Annotated in this window: 23 protein-coding genes and 1 pseudogene; 13 read left to right on the top strand and 11 right to left on the bottom strand. The window is 67.2% G+C overall.

The features are described 5' to 3' along the window. Window positions 1-26 precede the first annotated feature (26 nt). The 4 genes from DV709_RS12725 to DV709_RS12710 all read left to right on the top strand — a co-directional run bounded on the left by DV709_RS12725 (window position 27) and on the right by DV709_RS12710 (window position 2,079). A complete protein-coding gene (locus DV709_RS12725) occupies window positions 27-281 on the top strand; it encodes a hypothetical protein (protein WP_117594800.1) in 255 nt (84 codons plus the stop codon). A gap of 43 nt (window positions 282-324) precedes the next feature. Beyond that, on the top strand, window positions 325-573 hold the full coding sequence (locus DV709_RS12720; RefSeq protein WP_117594799.1) for a hypothetical protein: 249 nt from the start codon (window positions 325-327) through the stop codon (window positions 571-573). Between the two features lie 79 nt (window positions 574-652). After that, window positions 653-1,528: a homoserine kinase gene (locus DV709_RS12715; RefSeq protein ID WP_117594798.1), complete on the top strand. Its 876-nt coding sequence runs from the start codon at window positions 653-655 to the stop codon at window positions 1,526-1,528. A gap of 98 nt (window positions 1,529-1,626) precedes the next feature. After that, window positions 1,627-2,079, top strand: a complete 453-nt coding sequence (locus DV709_RS12710; protein ID WP_117594797.1) for a universal stress protein — start codon at window positions 1,627-1,629, stop codon at window positions 2,077-2,079. Window positions 2,080-2,121: 42 nt separating this feature from the next. On the opposite strand, the gene pdxS is transcribed toward DV709_RS12710, so the two are convergent. Together pdxS and DV709_RS12700 are read right to left on the bottom strand one after the other, a co-directional pair. After that, a complete protein-coding gene (pdxS, locus tag DV709_RS12705) occupies window positions 2,122-3,030 on the bottom strand; it encodes a pyridoxal 5'-phosphate synthase lyase subunit PdxS (protein ID WP_117594796.1) in 909 nt (302 codons plus the stop codon). 91 nt (window positions 3,031-3,121) lie between these two features. After that, on the bottom strand, window positions 3,122-4,780 hold the full coding sequence (locus DV709_RS12700; RefSeq protein WP_117594795.1) for a potassium channel family protein: 1,659 nt from the start codon (window positions 4,778-4,780) through the stop codon (window positions 3,122-3,124). Between the two features lie 128 nt (window positions 4,781-4,908). Here DV709_RS12700 and DV709_RS12695 point away from each other — a divergent pair, with 128 nt between their 5' ends. Next, window positions 4,909-5,631, top strand: coding sequence for a DUF1405 domain-containing protein (locus DV709_RS12695; RefSeq protein WP_117594794.1), 723 nt, complete (start codon window positions 4,909-4,911; stop codon window positions 5,629-5,631). A gap of 50 nt (window positions 5,632-5,681) precedes the next feature. Continuing rightward, the gene (locus tag DV709_RS12690) at window positions 5,682-6,746 is read left to right on the top strand and encodes a hypothetical protein (protein WP_117594793.1); all 1,065 of its coding nucleotides are present in this window, start codon (window positions 5,682-5,684) and stop codon (window positions 6,744-6,746) included. On the opposite strand, the gene DV709_RS12685 is transcribed toward DV709_RS12690, so the two are convergent. The 5 genes from DV709_RS12685 to DV709_RS12665 form a co-directional block, all read right to left on the bottom strand. Next, complete coding sequence (locus DV709_RS12685) at window positions 6,747-7,724, bottom strand: HFX_2341 family transcriptional regulator (protein ID WP_117594792.1); 978 nt, start codon at window positions 7,722-7,724, stop codon at window positions 6,747-6,749. Window positions 7,725-7,783: 59 nt separating this feature from the next. Further along, complete coding sequence (locus DV709_RS12680; RefSeq protein ID WP_198665719.1) at window positions 7,784-8,362, bottom strand: cysteine hydrolase family protein; 579 nt, start codon at window positions 8,360-8,362, stop codon at window positions 7,784-7,786. After that, window positions 8,359-9,168: a YqcI/YcgG family protein gene (locus DV709_RS12675; protein WP_117594791.1), complete on the bottom strand. Its 810-nt coding sequence runs from the start codon at window positions 9,166-9,168 to the stop codon at window positions 8,359-8,361. Before DV709_RS12675 ends, DV709_RS12680 begins: the two co-directional genes overlap by 4 nt. 70 nt (window positions 9,169-9,238) lie before the next feature. Next, the gene (locus tag DV709_RS12670) at window positions 9,239-10,702 is read right to left on the bottom strand and encodes a sodium:solute symporter family protein (RefSeq protein ID WP_117594790.1); all 1,464 of its coding nucleotides are present in this window, start codon (window positions 10,700-10,702) and stop codon (window positions 9,239-9,241) included. After that, window positions 10,695-10,910, bottom strand: a complete 216-nt coding sequence (locus tag DV709_RS12665) for a DUF3311 domain-containing protein (protein WP_117594789.1) — start codon at window positions 10,908-10,910, stop codon at window positions 10,695-10,697. The genes DV709_RS12670 and DV709_RS12665 overlap by 8 nt, the downstream gene beginning before the upstream one ends. A gap of 238 nt (window positions 10,911-11,148) precedes the next feature. Here DV709_RS12665 and dnaG point away from each other — a divergent pair, with 238 nt between their 5' ends. The 3 genes and pseudogenes from dnaG (at window position 11,149) to DV709_RS12650 (ending at window position 15,147) form a co-directional block, all read left to right on the top strand. Further along, window positions 11,149-12,567, top strand: a complete 1,419-nt coding sequence (gene dnaG / locus DV709_RS12660) for a DNA primase DnaG (RefSeq protein WP_117594788.1) — start codon at window positions 11,149-11,151, stop codon at window positions 12,565-12,567. 45 nt (window positions 12,568-12,612) lie between these two features. Continuing rightward, window positions 12,613-14,280 (top strand): annotated as a pseudogene (locus DV709_RS12655) (DUF255 domain-containing protein); the annotation flags it as partial. A gap of 63 nt (window positions 14,281-14,343) precedes the next feature. Then, window positions 14,344-15,147 (top strand): TrmB family transcriptional regulator, encoded by an 804-nt coding sequence (locus DV709_RS12650; RefSeq protein WP_117594786.1) that lies wholly within the window; start codon window positions 14,344-14,346, stop codon window positions 15,145-15,147. A 24-nt stretch (window positions 15,148-15,171) separates the two neighbouring features. On the opposite strand, the gene mptA is transcribed toward DV709_RS12650, so the two are convergent. Next, window positions 15,172-16,098 (bottom strand): GTP cyclohydrolase MptA, encoded by a 927-nt coding sequence (gene mptA, locus DV709_RS12645; protein ID WP_117594785.1) that lies wholly within the window; start codon window positions 16,096-16,098, stop codon window positions 15,172-15,174. A 276-nt stretch (window positions 16,099-16,374) separates the two neighbouring features. Here mptA and DV709_RS12640 point away from each other — a divergent pair, with 276 nt between their 5' ends. Continuing rightward, a complete protein-coding gene (locus DV709_RS12640; RefSeq protein WP_117594784.1) occupies window positions 16,375-16,821 on the top strand; it encodes an ester cyclase in 447 nt (148 codons plus the stop codon). Between the two features lie 32 nt (window positions 16,822-16,853). On the opposite strand, the gene DV709_RS12635 is transcribed toward DV709_RS12640, so the two are convergent. From DV709_RS12635 to DV709_RS12625, 3 genes are all read right to left on the bottom strand, one after another. Continuing rightward, window positions 16,854-17,270 (bottom strand): DUF7124 domain-containing protein, encoded by a 417-nt coding sequence (locus DV709_RS12635; protein ID WP_117594783.1) that lies wholly within the window; start codon window positions 17,268-17,270, stop codon window positions 16,854-16,856. A gap of 57 nt (window positions 17,271-17,327) precedes the next feature. Continuing rightward, window positions 17,328-17,537, bottom strand: a complete 210-nt coding sequence (locus tag DV709_RS12630; RefSeq protein WP_117594782.1) for a hypothetical protein — start codon at window positions 17,535-17,537, stop codon at window positions 17,328-17,330. Window positions 17,538-17,624: 87 nt separating this feature from the next. Next, window positions 17,625-18,863 carry an NAD(P)/FAD-dependent oxidoreductase gene (locus DV709_RS12625; RefSeq protein ID WP_117594781.1) on the bottom strand — a complete coding sequence of 413 codons (1,239 nt, stop codon included), beginning with the start codon at window positions 18,861-18,863 and terminating at the stop codon, window positions 17,625-17,627. 159 nt (window positions 18,864-19,022) lie between these two features. Here DV709_RS12625 and DV709_RS12620 point away from each other — a divergent pair, with 159 nt between their 5' ends. The 3 genes from DV709_RS12620 to DV709_RS12610 all read left to right on the top strand — a co-directional run bounded on the left by DV709_RS12620 (window position 19,023) and on the right by DV709_RS12610 (window position 21,856). Next, window positions 19,023-19,625, top strand: a complete 603-nt coding sequence (locus tag DV709_RS12620; RefSeq protein WP_117594780.1) for a DUF6149 family protein — start codon at window positions 19,023-19,025, stop codon at window positions 19,623-19,625. Window positions 19,626-19,808: 183 nt separating this feature from the next. After that, entirely contained in the window at window positions 19,809-20,612 is an 804-nt protein-coding gene (locus DV709_RS12615) for an ABC transporter ATP-binding protein (RefSeq protein WP_117594779.1), read from the top strand. Then, complete coding sequence (locus tag DV709_RS12610) at window positions 20,600-21,856, top strand: ABC transporter permease (protein ID WP_117594778.1); 1,257 nt, start codon at window positions 20,600-20,602, stop codon at window positions 21,854-21,856. Before DV709_RS12615 ends, DV709_RS12610 begins: the two co-directional genes overlap by 13 nt. Window positions 21,857-22,348: the final 492 nt, after the last annotated feature.

Below are 22,348 nucleotides of genomic sequence, written 5' to 3'. Positions count from 1 at the left end.
AGGGGCGCCGAGACCCAACCGTGGGTATGGCCGACAGCGACGACGAACTCATCACGTACGACAACTTGCTTCTGATACTGATTCTGTTCACCGGCATCGTCGGAACCGGCGTCGTCCGATGGGTGTTGGGCAATCTCGGCTACAACGGCGTCGGGAGAGTCGTCTTCGCGGTCGGCTACGGGGCGATGGTGTTCGTGCTCTGGTACGGCTGGATTCGACCGCTGGACATCACCGGCCCCTCCGAACGCGAGCGCTCGGAGCGCGAGCGCGGCGAGCGGTAGAACGGAACTTTAATGCCCAGTTCCGGGTCACTTACGGGTAAGGATGCTCCTGCAGATCATCGACAGTTTCCTGCTCAATTACAACGTGGGGCAGGCGCTTCTGCTCGGCTTCGTCGTGTTGACCCTCGGGGCGCTACCGCTGGGGTCGCGCCGGGTTCTGGGAATCAACTTCATCGTGTTCGGCCTCGTCTTCGCGCTCACGCCGACCGACCTCGTGCCGGTGCACTACCTGTTTCTCGGCATCGCGCTGTTGGTCGTCGGTCCGATGCTGTACGTGACCGCCAGCGAGTGAGCGACGGTCGAACCGCGAGCGGGCGGCCGGTGCTCCGCGCTTCGCCACCTTTTTCTCTCGACTCCGGATACCGCAGGCCATGATAACCGTGCGCGCGCCCGCGACCAGTGCGAACCTCGGCAGCGGCTTCGACGTTTTCGGCGTCGCGCTCGGTCGGCCGGCGGACGTCGTCCGCGTCGAACGCGCCGCCGAGACGACCATCGACGTGACCGGCACCGGCAGCCGGTACATCCCCGAGAACCCGAAGAAGAACACGGTCGGAGCCGTCGCCGAGGCGCTCGACGCCCCCGCGCACATACGGATAGACAAGGGCGTGCGCCCCTCCTCGGGGCTGGGGTCGTCGGCGGCGAGCGCGGCCGCGGCGGCGCTGGCGCTCAACGAACTGTACGACCGCGGTCGCAGCCGCGAGGAGCTCGTCTCCGTCGCCGCGAAGGGCGAGGCGGTCGTCTCCGGCGAGGCCCACGCCGACAACGTCGCGCCCGCGCTGCTCGGCGGCTTCACCGTCGCCACCGACGACGGCGTGACGAGCGTCGACGCCGACGTCCCGCTGGTCGCCTGCCTCCCCGACATCGCCGTCTCGACGCGCGACGCCCGCGGCGTCCTCCCCGAGTCGACGACGCTCGACGAACTCGTCTCGACGGTCGGCAACGCGTCGACGCTCGCCGTCGGGATGTGCCGGAGCGACCCCGAACTCGTCGGCCGCGGGATGGACGACCCGGTCGTCACACCCGCCCGCGCGGCGCTCATTACCGGCTACGACGACGTGCGCGACGCCGCGCTCCGAGCGGGCGCGACGGGGGTCACCGTCAGCGGCGCGGGCCCGTCGGTTCTCGCCGTCTGTCGCCGCGACGAACGCAGGCGCGTCGCCGCCGCGATGGTCGAGTCGTTCGGCGATGCGGGCGTCGACGCCCGGGCGTACCAGACCGAAATCGGTCGCGGCGCGACGGTGCTCTGACGGGGTCGCGTGGGTCGGGGCTCGCGGGTCACGGAGCGAGGCGCGGAACCGTCTCTCCCGCCGGAACGTTTTTGTGCAGCTCCCGTAATTCACGATTAATGAAACGTGCACTCGTCGCCGTCACCGACTCCGAGCGCTCGAAACGACTCGTCCGCGAGGCCGGTGAACTCGCCGCCGGCGTCGACGCCGAACTCGTGCTGCTGGCGGTCACCGCCCAGTCGGCGTACGACGACACGCGCCAGTCGACCGTCGACGCCGGTGCGCCGGGGTCGGCGTACTCGCTCAGCGACGCCCGTAGTGACGCCGAGGCCCTCGCCGAGAACGTCGCGAGCGAGGCGCTCGACGGTATCGCCATCGAGTACGAGACGGTCGGTGCGGTCGGCCGCCGCGCGGACCGAATCCTCGGCATCGCCGACGAACTCGACTGCGACCACCTCTTTCTGGCGGGGCGGCGACGCTCGCCGACGGGGAAAGCGCTGTTCGGCGACGCGACCCAAGAAGTGCTGCTGTCGTTCGACGGCCCCGTGACCGTGAGCCTCGGCGACGACTGAGCGTCGCCGGCGCTGTCTTCGCCGATATCCTCAGATTGACGCTCAGACGCCGCGACCCTGCAGTTTCTCCTCGTCGGCCATCTCGCTGTTCGACTGGCCCTTCATCCCGCGGCCGACGTCGGTCGAGATGTCGGCGAGGCGTTCCGGGTCGTCCCAGTTGTTGACAGCCTCGACGATGGCTTCGCCCATCGCTTCGGGGTTCTCCGCGCCGAAGATACCGGACCCGACGAAGATACCGTCGCAGCCGTGGTGCATCATCAGCGCCGCGTCCGCGGGGGTGGCGATGCCGCCGGCGGCGAAGTTGACGACGGGAAGGCGCCCCATCTCCGCGGTCTCGTGGACGAGGTCCGCGGGCGCTTCGTGCTCGCGGGCCCACTTCTCGCGCTCCTCGAAGTTCTTGCCGACGAGTTCGCGGATGGAGCCCTTGATGGTGCGCTGGTGCTGGACGGCCTGGTTGACGTCGCCAGTGCCGGCCTCGCCCTTCGTTCGAATCATCGCCGCGCCCTCGTCGATGCGGCGGAGCGCCTCCCCGAGGTTGCGTGCGCCGCAGACGAACGGCGAGGTGAACTCGCGCTTGTCGATGTGGTACTCGTCGTCGGCGGGCGTCAGCACCTCGGACTCGTCTATCATGTCGACGCCGAGCGCCTCGAGAATCTGCGCCTCGGTGTGGTGGCCGATGCGGGCCTTCCCCATCACCGGGATGGAGACCTCGTCGATTATCTCGGTGACGTTCGCCGGGTCGGGCATCCGCGCGACGCCGCCGCGCTTTCGGATGTCGGCCGGGACCGCTTCGAGCGCCATCACGGCGACGGCACCGGCGTCCTCGGCGATACGGGCCTGTTCGCGCGTGACGACGTCCATGATGACGCCGCCTTTCTGCATCTGTGCGAAGCCTCGCTTGACGAGGTCGGTGCCGCGCTTGAGTTCGTTGAGGTCTGTCTCCTCGGCCATACGCGGACGTAGGAGTGGGCTCACTTATCGGTGTCCTTCCGGCGAAAAGCGCCGCGAGCGCGCCGTAGGGTCGCGTCGACCGCCGACCGCGTCACCCCGTGTCGACCGTTCGCTCGAACTCCTGTATGGCCTCGTCGCTCCCGGCGACGAACATCTCGTCGCCCGACTCGACGACCGTCTCTTCGGCGGTGTGAACGCCGCCGTTGCGAGCGACGGCCACCACCGTCCACTCCCGGTCCGCGTCGCGGCGGGCGTCCCGCAGCGACTCGCCCGCGAACGCCGACGCGTCCGCCCGGACGAGCCGAATCTGGCCGACGGGGTCCATCACCCGTTCGCCGTGGACCTCCGCCGCCACGAGCCTGGCGCAGAGCTGTTGAATCGAGAGCACGTAGTCGGCTCCGGCCCTGAACGCCGGCCCCGTCTTCTCGGTGTCCGTCACCCGAACGAGTATCTCGACGTCCGGGGCCAGCGCGCGAGCCATCGCGGTGGTCAGGAGCGCGTCGGCGTCGTCGTTCACGGTGACGATGAGCGCCGAGGCGTCGTCGACGTCGGCTTCGCGGAGCGTCTGCGGTTCGGTCACGTCGCCGACGACGTCGGGGTCGGCGTCCGGCGATTCGTCGACGGTCGTCACCGAGACCTGCTCGGGCAGCGCCTCGACGGCGGCGGTACCGCCCTCGCCGAGTCCCGCGACCACGACCCGCTCGCGTGCGGAGTCCTGCGGCGTTCGGATGCCGGCGACTTCGCTCGCCACCTCGTCGAGCGTCCCCTCGGGGCCGGCGACGACGAGCACGGTGTTAGCGGTCAGTCGAGCGTCGGCCGACGGTGAGACGCGCAGTTCGCCGTCGAACCATCCCGCGACCAGCGTGAGGTCCGGATGGGTGGCGAGCGGCGAGTCGCGTATCCGGACGCCGTGAAGCGAACTGCCGCGGCGGACGAGCACCTCCCGAATCGTCACCGACGTGTCGCCGACGCCGCTGTCGACGGTGACGGGCGTCGTCGCCTTCTCGGCCAGCCGTCGGCCGATGAGCGCGTGCGGCGCGACGCTGCGGTCGACGCCGATCTCGGCGAACGCGGCCTTGCGACGCGTCGAGTCGGTGAAGCTTATCACCCGGAGGTCCTCGTTCGCCTCGAGCGCAGTCAAGACGATGCTGGCGGTGCGGTTTCCGGCGTCGGTGATGAGCATCGACGCCTCCTCGATGGTGGCGCGTTCGAGGTCTTCGCGGTCCTCGGGGTCGCCGTGTATCGCCTGGTAGCCGTCGTCGGAGAGCCGTTTCGCTTCCTCCTGATCTGACTCGACGAGCACGTAGTCGACGTCGAGTTCTTCGAGTTCGTCCAACAGTACCTCGGTGTCGCGCTGGTACTCGGCGACGACCACGTGGTCCCTCTTGACCGAGAGTCGGTCGTCGAGGTTCAGCGGCGCTCGCTCGAACAGCGGGATGACGAGCACCCGCAGCGTGACGAAGCCGATGACGACGCCGGTGACCTGCATCGCGGCGACGAAGACGTTCATCGCCGGGGTTTCCCACGGGGAGTCCGCGCCGTAGCCGGTCGTCGTCATCGTCTCGATGACTGTGTTGAGCGCCTGAAAGATGGAACGCGGGCGACCTTCGAGCGTCCGCATCCCCCAGTAGTACAGGAGCGTAAACACGACTATGACCGAGACGAGGCCGACTCCGTAGCCGAGAACGAGTCGTTGGCGCCGGGTGAGGTCGTCCGGATGGAATCCTTTCAGATTGCGGAGTTCACGCATTCGTGAATCTACTTCTCAGTTGGCGGTCCAGGACGAGGTGGTTTGCGGCGGTGAGAACGAGCGAAGGAGTTCCCGTCGGCCCGGCGGGAGACCGCTACGCCTTTGACGACTCCATCTAACCCACGGACATGTCTCTCGCGCGCGACGCCCGCGAACTGTTCGGCGGCGACGGACTCCCGTCGTCGGAGGGGCTTCCGCGCTGGCTCGCCCCCCTCCCCCGGTGGTTGGAGAACTTCGGTCTGAACCTCGCGTGGCTCGTCGTCGCCGTCAACCTCGTCGGAACGGCGTTCGGGTTCTGGTACTACCGTTTCCAGTTCGCGGAGACGCCGGTCGTGATGTGGCCGTTCGTCCCCGACAGCCCGGTGGCGACGCTGTTCATCGCGCTGTCGCTCGCGCTGTGGAAAGTCGGCCGCACCAACGAGTATCTGAACGCGCTCGCCTTCTTCGGCTGCTGGAAGCTCGGATTCTGGACGCCGTTCACGCTCGTCGTCTTCGCCGACGGCTTCCTCGCGTACACCGCGGTTCCGATGTACCTCTTTCTGTTCTTCAGCCACCTCGCGATGGTCGTCCAGGCGTTTCTCGTCCACCGATACTCGGACTTTCCGGTCGGTGCCGTCGCCGTCGCCGCGCTCTGGTACGGCTTCAACGACGTCGTGGATTACTTCGTCCCCGTCGTCGGCGACCCCCATCATACGAATCTCCCGTTCGCAGACTTCACCGCCGTCTACGGCGACGTGACGGCGCTCCAGCTCGCCGCGGCGGGCGCGGTGACGCTGACGCTCACCGCGACGTTCCTCGCGCTGTCGACCCGAATCAAGAAGTTCGAGGTCGGCGCGCTGGGCGGTCGGTAGCCGACGATAGCGCGCCACAGAGTTAACCGAGCGGCGACCCAACTGTCGCCATGACGCTCTACGACCGACTCGCGGACCTCCCGCTCATCGTCTCCGACACCTCCCGGTCCCGGCGCGAACGGGCGACGTCCAGCGGGTTCACCCGCGCGACCACCGTGTTCGCGCTGCTCGGCGACGGCGAGACGGGACGCGGCGAGGACGTGACGTACGACGCCGAAGACCACGACGCGCTCGCGGACGCACCGCCGTTCGATTTCACGGGCGAGTACACGCTCTCGGAGTTCTCGGCGATGCTCGACGACGTCGACCTCTTCCCGACGAAGCCTCCCGAACGCGAGACGGGCGACCACTACCGGCGGTGGGCCGTCGAGAGCGCCGCGTTGGACCTCGCGCTCAAACAAGCGGGGACGACGCTCGGCGAGGCGCTGGACCGGGAGTACGACCCGGTCCGGTTCGTCGTGAGTACGCGCCTCGACGGCGAGGCGGGGCCGAGCAGCCGACGGGTCGACGAACTGCTCGCGGCCTATCCCGACTCGGAGTTCAAACTCGACCCGACGAGCGACTGGGGCGACGAACTCGTCTCCGACCTCGCCGAGACCGACGCGGTGCGAATCCTCGACCTGAAGGGGTACTACAGCGGGACGACCGTCGACCAGGACGCCGACCCCGACCTGTACGAGCGCGTCTTCTCGGGCTTTCCCGACGCCGTCGTCGAGGACCCGGCCGTCACCGGCGAGACGGAGGCGATGCTCGGAAGAGAGACGGGTCGGCTCTCGTGGGACGCGCCGATAACCGGCGTCGAGAGCGTCGAGTCGCTCCCGTTCGAACCGCGGTGGCTCAACGTCAAGCCCTCGCGGTTCGGCACCCTCGAATCCTTGCTCGAAACCATCGAATACGCCGAGGAGCGCGACATCTCGTTGTACGGCGGCGGCCAGTTCGAGTTGGATGTCGGCCGCCCGCAGATTCAGCAACTCGCCTCGCTGTTCTACCCGGACGGCCCGAACGACGTCGCCCCCGGCGAGTACAACGACCCGGAGGTGCCGGCGGCGGCTCCGACGAGTCCGCTCGACGGCGTCGAACCGGCACGCGGGTTCGGGACGGTCGAGGAGCCGTAGCTACGGTTCGGCGCCGGACTCCTCGCCGGTGTGAGCGCGAACCCACAGTTCGCCGATGCGCGAGAGCCGCGTCCGGTGGGATTTCCCGCGCTCGTCGCGCTCGATGTACCCCTTCCCGCCGGGGCCGAGGCGGTCGACGTTGTAGATGACTTTCGAGCGGAAACTGTCGGTGTACTCCTCGTCGAGTTCGCCCGCCAGCGTCTCGGCGAGTTCGGAGACGGACTCGAAGACGCCGTGTTCGCCGAGCGTGAAGAGGATGAGCTCCTCGAACGGCTTGACGTTCGAGAACGACGCCACCGGCAGTTCGACGATGTGGCGCTCGCCGATGCGCTTCGCGCCGATAGTCGTTCCGCGCTCGTCGAACTCCGACAGCAGTTCCGACGCGGCGTCGAGGCGCTCGCGGAGACGGTCCTCGTCGACGCCTCCGTCCGCGAGCAGGTCCGAGAGCAGTTCCCGGTTGGCGCGGAGCTCCTCCGCCAACTCCGTCTCCAGATACTTCTCGGGGGCGGTGTAGTAGGTGTGGATGCGCTCTCTGTCGTCCTGCCGCTCGACCATGATGGAGTGGGCGGCGGTGGCGAACGCGAAGGAGACGGGACGCGGCATCGCGCTGACGTTCACCCACACCTCGCCGGGGTCGGAGCCGGCGGAGTTGTCGGGTCCGTCGGCGGTGACTGCGTCGCCGCCGTCGCCGCCGTCGATTCCGCGGTCCAGTTCGGCGTTGATGAGGTCGTACGCCTGCTCGAAGGCGGCGTCGTAGTCGTAGACGTCCGCGAGAACGAGGCGTTCGGTCGTCGCGCCGAGCAGGTTCTGGAAGTCCTTTTCGAGTTTCCCCGAGAGCCGTCGCGAGTACTCGACGTTGGCCTCGCTGCCGACCGCGCCCTCGAGGAGAATCACCCGGTCGACGTCTAACTGGTCCCGGATGAGGGGCGCGATGAGCCGGTCGTAGTCGAAGCCGACCGGCACGATGTGCGTCTGCATGGCTCTCAGTTGGACGGACGGCGGTTAAACGGATGCGGTTCGGGAGGCGGCCGGAGTTCTCAGTCGAGCGAGGCCAGCAGTTCGTCGGTGTCGACGATTCGGGCGAACTCGCCGTGAAGGTGCGCCAGCGCGGTTCGGTGCATCTCCTCGGCGTCGTAGTACTCGCCGTCCGGGCCTTCGCGGTCGAACGTCGCCGTCGCGTCCGAGACGAGGACGGGCGAGAAGCCGAGGTTCTCGGCCATCCGTGTCGTCGTCGAGACGCAGTGGTCGGTCGTGAGGCCGACGACGACGATGGTGTCGTACTCGCGCTCGCGGAGCCAGTTCTCCAAGTCGGTGCCGACGAACGCGCTGTTGACCGTCTTCTCGAACGTCTGTTCTCCCGCTCCGGGTGCGGTCTCGGCCTGGTACGCGAACCCGGGTCGGTCCGGGCGAAGCGGCGAGTCGTCCTCCTTCGACCGGTGGCGGACGTGGACGACGGGCATTCCGCGTTCGCGCCACGCCGAGAGCAGGTCCGCCGCGTACGACTCGGCGTCGGGGTTGTTTCGATCGCCCCACGCCGGGTCGTCGAACCCCGTCTGAAGGTCGACGAGGAGCAAAACCGCGTCTTCGGGCAGCGAGAACTCGGCCGCCGGCGTCACGCTTTCACCCTCGGTTTCAGCAGTTCGGGGTCGACCTTCGGGTGGGTGCGACTGACGGTCATCGGGCACTCGTCAGGCGCTTGATCGGGGTCCGCCGAGAGCATGTACTGGTGCCACTCGCGGTCGCCGTCGACGCCCCAGTCGCCGATGTCGGCGTGCGGGCAGACACCGTCGTACGCCTCGATACGCCGTTTGATGACTTCGCGGGCCTGTTGGCCGGCCTCGGTGTCGGCGGTGATGCCCGCGAATACCTTCCGGGGTTGGAAGGTGATTTCGAGGCCGAGCGGGCAGTAGCGACTCATCCGCCTCTCGTAAAAGGGGGCACGCGTCGTCGGGAACATCGGTTCGCCGCCGAAGGAGAACTCCCAGTGGGGGTCGTCGGGGTCGGTCGGAATCGCCTCGGGCCACGGCTCGGGGTCGTGGACGTGCAGAAACTGCAGAACGTGCCAGAGCTGTTCGTGGTACTCCGCCTCGGTGAGCTCTTCTCCGGGCGGTTTGAAGAACGCGACGAGCGAGGCGCGCTCGGAGAATCCCTCGAACTCCTCGACGTACTCGAGCAGCGTATCCCGGAACCGGAGGAGGGCGTCGGGATGCGTCGTCGAGGGGACGAACGTGTAGAGAGCGTCGCCCTGTCGCTCGGACTCGATGCCGAAGTAACACGGGAACGGCTCGTCGTCCCGGTCGTCGAGCATCGTCTTCCGGAACGTCTCGTAGTGCGAGACGGCCCAGTCGGGGAGGTCACCGCGGCCAATGCGGCTTCGGAGCGTCGACTGGTCCACGAGTGACTGGAGCCCGGGGTCGTTCATACCTCGGCTTAGGAGCGGCAGAAATTGTATGCTTCGGAGGCGTTCGAGGCCGAACGGGGAGAGGACTCGCTCAGTCCGCGCTCAGTCCGTCGGTGAACGTCGCCCGCTTCTCGTCGGGTGCTGGCGAGGTGACCGCGGAGACGCCGACAGTGAGCGCGAGACCCAGAACCATCCCGTACAGCGCGGCGTCCCACCCGAAGTATGTCGCCGGGAGCGGACCGAGCGAGTGGAGCACGTAGAACGCCTGACTCCCGAGAACGCCGGCGTACATCCCGTCTCGGGTCGTCTTCGCCCAGTACAGAGAAACCAGCACGGGAAGCGCGAGTTGGGCGAACCCGCTGAACGCGAGGTCGCCGACGTCGATGAGCGACCCCGGCCGGAACAGACTGGCGACGAACGTGCCGACGGCGAAGACGGCGACGCCGACGCGGGCGACCCACCCCTCCTTCGCCTCGCTGGCGTCCGGGTCGACGAGCGGTCGGTAGAGGTCGCGCGTGAGGTACGACGACCCCGAGAGCAGCATCGAATCCGAGGAGGACATCATCGCCGCCATCGCGCCCGCGACGACGAGCGCGGCGAACCAGACGGGCGTGTACTGGTTGAGCAGCACGGGGATGACGTTCGCGCCCTCGGGCACCTCGACGCCGAGCCCCGCCGCCCAGGTGCCGAGCATGAACGCCGGCACGAAGAGGAGCACGACCAGAATCGGCCACAGCGCGAACGACCGCTTCAGCACGCGGCCGGATTTGGCGACGAAGAACCGCTGGTTGATCTGCGGGAACATCGCCACGCCGAAGGCGATGGTGACCGCCGTCGAGACGATGTACTGCGGCGTGTAGAGGCCACCGCCGAGCGCGAGTTCGTCCGCGTCGAACCCGGCGTAGGCGGTCGCCGGGCCGTCGACGGCGACGAGCACCCAGCCGACGGCGACCCAGACGATGCCGAGCATGAAGATGCCCTGCACCGTGTCGGTCCACGCGACGCCGCGGAGCCCGGCGGCGGCGACGTACACTACCATGAAGACGGTGATGAGCGCCGCGCCCGCCCAGTACGGTATCGCGCCCCCCGTGAGGCCGACGATGGCCTCGCCCGCGCCCATCTGCTGGAGCATGATGTATGGGAACAGCCAGAAGAGGCTGATGCCGGCGACCAGCGCCCGGAGTCCGGTCGACCCGAAGCGGTCGCCGAGCATCTCTCCGAGCGTCACGTAGCCGCGGGCGCGTCCGACGAGCCACTGCTTGTAGCCCAGCACGTACCAGAGGATGGCGAAGAGGATGCCGTCCATCAACCCCATCACGAGAATCCACTCGGGGCCCGCCGCGTACGCGAGGTTCGGGCCGCCGAAGAACGTGAAGGCCGAGAGCAGCGTCGCGAACGTCGTAAAGAGGAGGACGACGGTGCCGAGCGAGCGACTGGCGAGGTAGTAGTCCTCCGCCGCGCGGTCGGTGAGTCGGTACGCGACCAGTCCGACCGCGAGTGCGACGACGAGGTACGCGCCGATGACGCCCAGTTGGACCGCGAGCGAACTAACCACGGGTCACCCCCATGCCGCGGTCCCACGCGCCGCGGGTGAACGCGTAGAACGCGACGCTCGCGACGCCCATCCAACCGACGTGCCACCAGAGCCACAGCGGCAACCCGGCGACGACGCGGCTGTCCCCCCAGAGGAACCACGGCACGGCGAAGACGACGAGCACTGCGAACACCACCACCCAGAGGTAATCGGCTTTCTGTCGGGTCACGTATGACGATAAACGGCTACTCGGTGATAAATTCTACTAAACTGGCTTCGATTTACGTCTTTGAAGAGAATTTTTCTTAATATCGTCGAAATGCCTCTACGGTCGGCTTCCACCGAGTGGAGTCCGAGCGAGGCGGGGAGTGCGACAGGTATATCCCTCCTGCGAAACTTATATACGGGGGTGTGGATGGACGGACCGTCCACGTTTCACATCAACATCAATCACCGGTGATTCAATTATGGAAGACACTGCGAAATATCTCATTCACGCTTCGGTAACCGCCGACGGGGTGGTCGAACGAAGCGACGTGGTCGGAGCGGTCTTCGGGCAGACCGAAGGCCTCCTCGGCGACGACCTGGACCTCCGCGACCTCCAGCAAGGTTCGAAGATCGGACGGATAGACGTCGAAATCGACAGCGAGAACGGGCAGTCGTTCGGGCGGATAACCATCGCCAGCAGTCTCGACAAGGTAGAGACGGCGATTCTCGCGGCCGCGCTAGAGAGTATCACGCGCGTCGGCCCGTGTCAGGCGCACGCGGAGGTCGTCGACATCGAAGACGTGCGGAGCGCCAAGCGGCGCGAGGTCGTCGACCGGGCGAAGGAACTGCTCTCGGAGGCGTTCGACGACAGCGTGATGACGAGCCGCGAGATTCTCGAAGAGGTGCGCGAGAGCGTCCGCGTCGAGGATATCACGGAGTACCACGGCTTGCCCGCGGGTCCGCGCGTCGCCGACTCCGACGCCATCGTGGTCGTCGAGGGGCGCGCGGACATCCTGACGCTGCTCCGATACGGCATCAAAAACGGCGTCGCGGTCGAGGGGACGAACGTCCCCGACAGCGTCGCCGAACTGACCGAAAACCGGACCGTCACCGCCTTTCTCGACGGTGACCGCGGCGGCGAACTCATCCTCCGCGAACTGGCGCAGGTCGGCAACGTCGACTACGTCGCCTTCGCGCCGCCGGGCCGCTCCGTCGAGGACCTCGCGCGCCACGAGGTGATGTCGGCGCTGCGCGACAAGGTTCCGTACGACGCCGTCGCCGGCGACAACGACGTTCGGTCGACCGTCGCGGCGACCGACGGCAGTTCGACGCCCGCCCCGGAGCCGCCGTCGGACCCTCGAACGGAGTCGCCGGAAGCGACTGACGCTCCGGCGACTCCCTCCCCCGCTGTAGGGGAGACGGCCGACGAACCGACCGCCGAGGACCCCGCCGACGGCACCGAACCGAGGCGCGACGAGACGACCAACGGCGAAGAGGGCGGTGCCGGCAGCGTCGACACGGAGCTCGACAGCGACGCCGGAGACGGGGCGGAGGCGAGCGCAGACGCCTCGCAGTCGTCGCTCCCGCCGGAACCGAAGAGCCTCAGAGAACACGTCGTCGAGGTCATCGACGAGTCGAGCGGTCTCGTTCGACTGCTCGACGCCGACCTGGACCTGCTGACGGAAGGCGAGCAGTCGACGGCGTTCGACGCGCTCGTCGACGCCGACCTGGTGCCGTACGCGGTCGTCGTCGACGGCGAACTCGACCAGCGCCTGCTCGACGTCGCCGCACAGCGCGGCGTCGACCACGTCGTCGCCCGTTCGACCGGCGAGTTCGTCAAGAAACCCGTCGACGTTCGGATCCGGACCGCGGCGCAGTTGCAGCGCGCGAACACGTAGCCTCGACGACCTCGAAGCGCTTACCCCCGACGCTCACCGAGGGCGTGTATGGACGACGAGACCCGCGTCGAGTGGCGCGAGTGGGGACCGGCCGCGTTCGCCGAGGCGGCCGAAGCCGAGCAACCGCTGTTGCTGTCGCTGTCGGCGACGTGGTGCGCCGGCTGTCACGAGATGGACGTCGAGACGTACGCCGAACCGCGTATCGCCGCGAACGTCAACGACGACTTCGTTCCGGTCCGCGTCGACGTCGACCGCCAGCCGCGCGTCCGCGAACGGTACAACGCGGGCGGGTTCCCCTCGACGGTGTTCGCGACGCCCTCCGGGGCGATCATCTCGGGGGCGGGCTATCTCGGCCCCGACGGGATGCGACAGGTGCTCGACAGCGTCCGCGAGACGTGGGCCGACCGCGGCGGCGACGCCGGGCGCGTCCCGCGTGCGCTCGCCGACGACCCCACGCCGGTCGGCGAACTCTCGCCGGCCGTCGAGGCGTACATCGCGGGACAGCTCGGCGAGAAGTACGACGAGGTCCACGCCGGGTGGGGCGACGACGCGAAGTTCCCGCTCCCGCGCACCGTCGAGTTCGCGCTGAAGCGCGAGCGGGGTCAGGCGCTTCGGACCCTCGACGCGGTCCGCGACCACCTGTTCGACGACGTTGCCGGGGGGTTCTTCCGCTACGCGAGCGGCCGCGACTGGAGCGGCGTCCACCACGAGAAACTGCTGGACACGAACGCGGCGCTCGTCCGCGCGTTCGCCAACGCCTACCTCTACACCGGCGACGACGCCTACCGTCGCCCCGCGAAGCGGACCATCGACTTTCTCACCGACGACCTCTGGACCGGCGTCGCCGTCGGCGGGAGCGTCGGCCCGGCGGCCGGGCGCGACTACTACGCGCTGTCGGCCGACGAGCGAGGCGAGACCACCCAGCCGCGCGTCGACCTCACCGCGTTCGCGGGCGGCAACGCGCTGGCCGCCGAGGCGATGCTCACCTACGCTGGCTACACCGACGACGAGAGCGCGAGAGGGTACGCCGAGCGCATCCTCGACTTCCTCGAAACCGACCTCGTCGACGACGACGGGGCGGTGACGCACTACCGCGCGGGCGACGACGTGGGGGAACGACTCCTGCTCGGCGACCACGCCCGCGTCGTCGCCGCGTTCACCCGCGCACAGCAGGTGCTCGGAGCGGGCCTCGACGTCGCCGAACGCGTCGCCGACAGGGCGATAGCCGAGCTCCACGACGACGGGTCGTTCCTCGACGGGCCGAAGGAGGGGCCGGGTCTCCTCGACCGGCCGTTCCGGCCGCTGGACGACAACGTCGAGATGGCCGGGGCGCTCTGCGACCTCGCGGTTTTGGCCGACGACGACCGCTACCGGGAGGTCGCCCGCGAGACAGTCGAGGCGTTCGCCGGAGCCGCCGACCGGATCGGCGTGCAAGCGGCCGACTACGGCGCGGTGGCCGCGCGGCTCGTCGGTGACCCCCTCGTCGTCGCCGTCGCCGACGACCCCGGGAGCGACCTCCACCGCGCGGCGCTCCGCGTCGCCGACCACGAGAAAGTCGTCGTCCCGGACGCCGGCGCTCTCGTCGCCGACCGCGACCTCGAACGCGGCACGGCGGCCGTACTCGTCGGCGAGACGGCGCTGTCGGCGTCGACGCCCGACGAACTGATGGCGCAGGTGTCGGCGGCGACTCGCAGCCTCGGCGGGAACAACTGACCGCGACGCCGGTCCCGTGTAAACTTCCGGTGTGTTTATAACCCGGGCGTGAGATTCACCCGCATGGCGAGTCTCCGAGACCTTGGACTGTCCGAGTACGAGGCGCGTTCGTACCGAGCGCTCCTTCGGACGGGTCCGACAACGGCTAAGGAGTTGTCACGGGCTAGCGACGTACCGATGGGCCGCATCTACGACGTGCTCAACAGCCTCGAACAGTACAGTCTCGTCCGGAGTCAGGCGGCGAGTCGACCCAAGAAGTACGTGGGCGTCGAACCGGACGCCGCGCTGGACCGGCTGCTCGAAGACAAGCGCCGCGAACTCGAGGAGAAGGCTCAACAGTACGAGGGCATCGTCGACGAGTTGGTCGACGAACTCGACGCGGGCGAACCCGTCGAGGGGCAGTTCTGGACGGCCGCCGTCGGCCCGGGCGAGACGATGGACCTGCTCGTCGAGCGACTGGCGACGGCCGACAACCACGTCGTGATGGTGGCGGCGACGCCCTCGCCGCAGTTCGACCTCGGGACGGTGAGCGAAGCCGTCGTCGACGAACTGGCCGCGGCGTTGGACCGCGGCGTCTCCGTCTCGCTGCTGATGACGCCGGAGCTGGTGGCGACGCTTCCGCCGAGCGTCGGCGAGCGCTACACGGAGGGGCTGTCGGAACACCCGCAGTTCGAGGTGCGGACGAGCGAGAACGTGACGGGGACGTTCAACCTCATCGACGACGTGGAGGTGTGCATCGAGGTGCCGAATCCGCTGGACCCGGGCGAGGCGCTGGCGATGATAGACCTGAAGGACCCCGAGTTCGCCGCCGACGTCCGCGCCGTGTTCGACCCGCGCTGGGAGGCGGCGGACCCGCTCTCGTTCTGACCGTTTTCGAATCTCGTTTCCGTCTCAGCGGTCGAGTTCGCTCCGCAACTGCTCCATCGTCACTTCCCGCTCTGCGTGGGCGTTGTGCTGGTGGATGGACTCGTCGTTCGACTGCTTCATGTGGATGACCGCGTCGTCCGGCAGTTGGTCGAACCGGCCGACGGCGTCCTCGGCCATCGAGCGGACGCAGTCCTCGACGAACTTCGCGTTCGCGTGCGCGTGGAAGGTCATGTAATCCTCGTCGGGACGCTTCGCGAGGTTGTAGATGCGCGCGCTCATCGAGTCGCGGGCGACGTCGATGATGTCCATGAGGTCCACGTCGGGCGAGCCCTCGCTCGTCACGGTGAACGTGGCGTGGCCGCGCTGGGAGTGGCCCGGTTGCGGGACCGCGTCCAGGAACTGCTCGACCGTCTCGTCGTCGACGCCGAGGTCGGCGAGCTCCTCGCGGGCGCGAGAGGCCGACATCCCCTGCGAGCAGGGACAGACCGTCATACCGGTGACGCGCGCGCCGATCTCCTCGCGGGTGCCCTCCTCGGTGGCGACGGCGCTGGCGATAATGGTCGCGGTGCCCTGCGTCTGTTTGTCGCTGGCGGGCGTCCGCTCGCGGGTGACGAGTTCGGCGGTCATCCGAACGTCGGCCGTCGAGGTGTAGTCGTGTTTCTCCAGCAGGCGCTCGGCGGCGTCGCCGCAGACGTCCTCGACGCGGTAGCTCGGCTCCTCGACGGCGGCTTCGAGCGTCTCGTCGATGACCTCCATGTTCCGGCTCATGTCCGCGCCCTTGCGCGTCGCCGGGAGGTCGACGAACACCTCGAACTCGGCCATCAGGACGATGGGCCGCTTCCCGTCTCGGGCGAGTTTCACGAGTTTCTCGACGCCCGTGACGCCGACCTGACTGAGTCCGACGGTGACGTCGGGCTGACTTGCCTGCACGTCAGGCAACTGGTGACTCATTATCGGTATCCAGGGACCGTTCGCGATTAGTGCTTTCGATAACGTCACTCGGCGGACGTGCGGGGGAAGTGACGGAAAGAGACGGACGTCTCGGCCGTCTCGCCGTAGAGCGCGAGCCGCCGCGGTGTAGAGTCGTCGAGCAGAACCTGCGACCCGGAATTACGAAGTTCGGACGTTCCGGTGTCAGTAGGTGCACGAAACCGCACTATCCTTCCGATTGCCGTGTTCTCTGCTAGCTTATAGCGCTGTGACGCGTACGTTCCTGTGGTGAGAGAGATGTCGACATCAGAGGAAAACAAGGCGCTCGTTCGAAGGTACTACGAGGAGGCGTTCAACCAAGAACGAACCGGCCTCCTCGACGAGCTAATCGCCGAGAACGTCGTCAACCACGACCCGCTGTCGGACGAGACGCTCACCGCCGAGGAGGCGCGCGGCTTCGAGGGGTTCCGACGCCACGTCGAAGTCGCTCACGAGGCGTTTCCGGACGCGACCGTGACGATAGAAGAGCTGATCGCGGAAGGGGACACCGTCGCCGTTCGGTTCGTCTTCGAGGGAACCCACGAGGGACGGTTCGGCGGGATCGAACCCACCGGGAATCGGGTTTCGGGGACCAACATGGGTTTCTTCCGCGTCGACGACGGGAAAATCGTCGAGCGATGGCTCGAGTCGGATGATCTGGAACTGCTCGAACAACTGGGCGTCGCGGGACCGGTCGCGCAGTAGCGCACCCGATCCGCATTTTGACGTGAGACGGCTCAGGGCCAGTCGTCGCGCGTCTCCCCGTCGAAGGGGTCTTCCTCGGGCGCGTCGCCCGCGAGGTCCCACCCCGCCGCCTCCGCGGCCTGTTCGAGCGGGAGATACTCCCAGTCGGTCGCCTCGGCGAGTTCGCGGTCCTCCTCCGTGGTCCCGACGAACACGTGCCGGTCGGTGTCGAACTGGCGCTTGACGTTTTCGAGGCTCTCCTCGACGCCGCGCGGTCCCGAGAAGAAGTCCTGTCGGATGCGCTCTTTGCGCGTGAAGTTCGTCACCACGTACGTCGGTTTCTCGCTGACGACGCCGACGTATTTGGTCCACTGTCGAGCGTCGTTGAACACCGTGTTCGGGTCGGCGAGCCGTTTCAGCGCCTCCAACTCGAACGCGAGGGTCATATCGTTTGAGCCGCCGCCTTGCATACCACCCTCTCGTCGTCGTCGGCCGAAAACGGCTTCGGTCCGTCCGGCAGCGGTCGCTCAGTGGACCCGGTAGTAGTCGGTGAAAACGACGATGTCTCCGCTCCGGAGGTCGGAGGCGGAGGCGGTGTTCGTCAGCTGCCCGTTCGCGGCCGCGAGGACGAGTTGCTGTGCGCTCTCGTCTAACTCGTCGAAGTGACGGACGCGCGCCCCGGACGGAACGGTGTCCGTTCGCGTCGCGGCGACCGTCGCATTCGTCGACTGTGCCATGTGACAACTACTGTCACGGTAGAGTATGAATCTTTTGGCAGCGCTAACGATTGCGAAAGATAGAGAGAAACGGCGAAGAGAGCCGGGTTACTGCTCTTGGGTCGCTGCGAGGTCGTCGAGGTCGATCTTCTTCTCGAGGAGGACGTCGGCCTGGTCGGCGACGACGCGCTCTTCGCGCATCAACTTCTTCAGCGCGCTCTGCGCGGAGAGGTCGCCGATGAGGACGCCGCCGACGACTTTGCCGTCTTTGAACGCGATGCGCCGCCACTCGGTGTCGGAGTACTTGCGCTCCGCTTCCTCGTCGCCGATGGTCGGGTGGCCGAACGAGAGGAACGGGAAGTCGAAGTGAGTGATGGAGTACGACGAGACCCAGCGGAACTCCTTCTCCTCGCCGTGGACCATGTTGTGGCCCGCGATGGAGCCCTGTTCGCGCGCGCTGCCCCACGACCCGTTCTGGGCGTACTCGCCGAGGATGGTGTCGTAGAAGCGCGTCAGGTCGCCCGCCGCGTAGATGTCGTCGACGCTCGACTGCATGTACTGGTCGACGACGACGCCGTCGTCCTGTTTGACGCCCGTTCCTTGGAGGATTTCGGTGTTGAAGTTCAGCCCGATGGCGACGCCCGCCCAGTCGCAGTCGTAGTGGTCGCCGTTGGGGTCGACCGCACCGGTGACGCGGCCGTCGTCGTCGACCTCGAAGTGGTCGACGCCGCTGTCGAAGACGGGTTCGACGCCTACGTCGCGCATTGCCTCGTGCATGATTTCGGCGCCCTCCTCCGAGAGCGCGTAGCGCCACCAGGCGTTCCCGCGCATCAGGTACTTCGCGGAGACGCCCTGCGCCCCGCAGATGGCCGCGAGGTCGATGCCGAGGAGGCCGGCACCGACGATGACGGCGTTCTCGCCCGAGTCGGCGCTCTCGCGGATGCGCCGGGCGTCCTGAAACGTCCAGAAGTGGTGGACGCCCTCGGCGTCGGAGTTGTCGACGGGCAACTGCGTCGGCGTGCCGCCGGTAGCGACGAGCAGTTTGTCGTACGCCAGCGTCTCGTCTTCGTGCGTCGTGATCTCGTGGGCGTCGGGGTCGATCCTCTTGACGTGCGTGTTGAGACGCAGGTCGATGTCGCGTTCGTCGTACCACGACTCGTCGTGAATCGAAATGGGTGCCTCCGGCAGTTTGCCTTTGGCGAACTCTTTGATGAGAATCCGATTGTAGAGGGCTTCACCCTCGTCCGTGATAACGGTGACTTCGGCGTCCGGTGCCTCCTCGCGGAGCGTCTCCGCCGCGGAACTACCCGCGATACCGTCGCCGATAATCACGTACGATTCGGTCATGTGAGAGAGGTTCGTAACGGGGGTTAATGTGGGTTGCTATCCACTTATGGAGATTCCAGCCCCGAACGCCGCGAAACGAGGGTGAGACGCGTGACGCGCCGGAGTCGCGGCCACGGAATACGCGTGGCGTTGAAGTCAGTCGGGTCCCAAAGACCGGCTATGAAACTCCGTCAGAACGTCCGCCACTTCGCCGCCAAGCAGGCGCTCACCATGCCGGTCGTCGGCGACATCGCCACCAGAAAGCTCGTCGACCTCCACGTGAACATCTTCGGCAAGAAGGCCGAGGAGGGCCGCCGCGAGGAGCGCGAACCGCACATGGAGGCGTTCTTCGATTGCACGTTCGACACGTACGTCGCCGCGCTCGACGCGGGCTTTCCCGAGGCGGAGGCGCGCGAAATCACGCACGTCCAGGCGAACTTCGACTTCTACAACCACGGCTGGACGGAGATGATGGAGATTCCGACCGACGAACTCGAAGCCCACTACGAGCGCTACGAGGAGTTCTTCCGGCGGCACGACATCACCATCGCCGACCCGCTGGGCGAGTTCCGAACGCGCGAGATTCCGGACGCGCCGTCGACGCCGGAGAAGCTCGACGACCCCGAACACCCGCACGCCCAGGGCGGGTTCGCCGACGACGTGTACGTCGAAGGCGACGACGGCGAACTCCGCGTCGGCGGCCGAGAGGAACCCGAAGACGTCGACGTCGGCGCCGCGCCGGGGATGCAGGACCTCGACGACGACGAAGACGCTCGCGCGTAGCCTCACCGCGGTCGAACGGACGCCGACGGTCGAGCGGACGCCTCCAGCGAGCGGACGCCGACGTCGAAGGGGTGGTCTCGTCCCGGGACGTCTCCGACAGTGAGGCGTTAACCGGCGAACGGCCCCGATATCGACCTGCGACGGCCACTACATCTTTTGTGCCCGACGCTCGTCTTAGCGCACATGGACGCATACACCGACGGTGGAGGACCGACCGAAGACACCGTCGTGTCACTGTCGGGGGTATACAAAGTCTACGAACTCGGTGAGCCGGTGCCGGTACTCGACGACGTCTCCCTGAAGGTGCCGCGAGGGTCGTACACGAGCATCATGGGCCCGAGCGGCTCCGGCAAGAGTACGCTTCTCAACCTCATCGGCTGTTTAGACACGCCCACGGCAGGCGAGATTCGAATCGACGGGACAAACGTGACGAAACTGTCCGACTCCGAGCGGGCGAACGTCCGCGGCGAGAAGATCGGATTCGTCTTTCAGACGTTCAACTTGATGCCGCGGTTGACGGCGCTGGAGAACGTCGCCATGCCGCTGTCGTTTCGCGACGTATCGCGGGAGGAGCGGACGAAGCGAGCCGAGTCGCTCCTGGCCGACGTCGGACTGGCTGACCGAGTCAACCACAAGCCGACGGAGCTCTCGGGCGGGCAGCGCCAGCGCGTCGCCATCGCCCGCGCGCTCGTCAACGACCCGGCCATCATCCTCGCGGACGAACCGACCGGGAGTCTCGACAGCGAGACGAGTCGGCAGATAATGCGGCTGTTCGAGGAACTGTACCAGCGCGGCAACACGATTCTGATGGTGACCCACGAGCGGGACATCGCCGAGCACGCCGAGCGAATCGTCCACGTTCTCGACGGCGAGATAGAACGCATCGAGGAACTCGGCGAGAAGCGACGGATTCCGTCAGTGGACGAGACGAAGCCGGTCCAGAATCCCGGTGAGGGAGCTACCGAGGGAGAAGCGTGGACCTCCTAGAGAGCCTCCGGATGAGTTGGCGGAGCATCGTCGGCCACAAACTCCGTTCGACGCTGACGACGCTCGGCGTCATCATCGGCGTCGCCGCCGTCATCGCGTTCGTCACCCTCGGGGCGAGTCTGCAGGCAGATATCGTCAACACCATCGCCGGGGACAACCAGGACGTGATGTACGTCTCGGCGTCCTCGCAGACGCAGAGCGACATCCCGCAGCTCGGGCAGGGCGGACAGTCGGTGTTCACCCAGTACGACGTCCAGCAGATCCGCCAGATAGAGGGCGTCGCAGCCGCCGTCCCCGTCGGTGGGATCGCGACCGCACAGGTGCGGTACAGAAACGACTCGGTGGGGAGGCAGTGGGTGACGGTATCGCGGCCGCAGTACTTCGAGCTGAAAGGTCAACGGATCGTCGAGGGACGACCGTACCAGTCGGGGCAGCGGGAGGTGGTGTTGAATCGGCCTGCGGTCCGGATGTTCGCCGAGAACGTCACCGTCGGTGAGAACATCACGCTCACCCGAGCGGCGAACGGACAGCCGATAAACGCCACCGTCGTCGGTATCGCCGAGGGCTCTCAGGAGGGGGCGGGCGCGCTCACCGGCGGTGCGCAACCGAGCATCTACGCGCCCACGAACCCGTTCTACGAGCGAGCGGTCATCAGTCCCAACACGGACCAACAGCAGCGTGTGTACTCGCAGGTACTCGTGAGCGCCGGCAGCATTCAGGAGATAGAGGCGGTCCAGGGTCGGATCATCTCGTACCTGACAGAGCAGTCCGACGCTCGGGTTCTCAAAGCCGAGGGCTACCAGTTCGAGGTGACGACGTACGACCAACTCGTCGACCAGATTCAGCAGGTCAGTAGCACGTTCACCGCGTACATCACCGGTATCGCGGTCATCTCGCTCATCGTCGGTGCCATCGGTATCGCCAACATCATGCTCGTCAGCGTCACCGAGCGGACGCGCGAGATCGGCATCATGAAAGCGGTCGGCGCCAAGCGCCGCGACATCATGCAGTTGTTCCTCCTGGAGGCGATACTGCTCGGGCTGTTCGGCTCCGTCTTCGGTGCACTGGTAGGCATCAGCGGCGGGTACGCCGCGACGGTACTCATCGACCTCCCGCTGCGGATCCGTCCGCTCTGGTTCGTCGTCTCCGTCGTGGTCGGACCGCTCGTCGGGGTGTTCGCCGGTCTCTATCCCGCCTGGAGCGCGTCGACGGTCGACCCGATAGATGCACTCAGACACGAGTGAATGCGCTCAACGAGTCGTTTCCGGGACAAGTTTTCGCCGAAGCTCCGACCGGATTACCCGGGCGGCGCGACGAAGACGGAGCGATGCCGCAGCGCCCGAGGCGAGCGCGTCAGACGCCGTCAGTCGCTCTCTTCGGGGTACGGGCGACCCTGACTGACCGCCGAGTTCCGGCGTCTGTCGTGCGTAGGGAGTTCCTACGGCGGCGCGACCACCGACGGCGTCTCCGGCGGAGTTCGGCGGGGACCGCTCGCGTCTCAACTACACGTTTCCCGAGGCGGGTGTCGTTCGAAGGCCGAGTAAAACGGGGGAAAACTCGCGGCAACGATAGCGTCGATTATTACGGTGAAGGACGAAACGGGGAGTGAATGAGTGCACGTCTTCGACCGACGGGAAAACGTTCCGTCGCGTACCGTCGGCGGACTCCCTCTGTCGCCGTCCGCGCTCGTCGGTCTGCGGTTCGTTTCGGCCGGGCGCGGTCGAGGAGGCGCTACC

It is taken from the genome of Haloprofundus halophilus, assembly GCF_003439925.1.
In the GTDB taxonomy this organism is placed as follows: Archaea; Halobacteriota; Halobacteria; order Halobacteriales; family Haloferacaceae; genus Haloprofundus; species Haloprofundus halophilus.
Note: the sequence above shows the minus strand (reverse complement) of the source record. Positions and strands in the feature narration are given on the sequence as shown.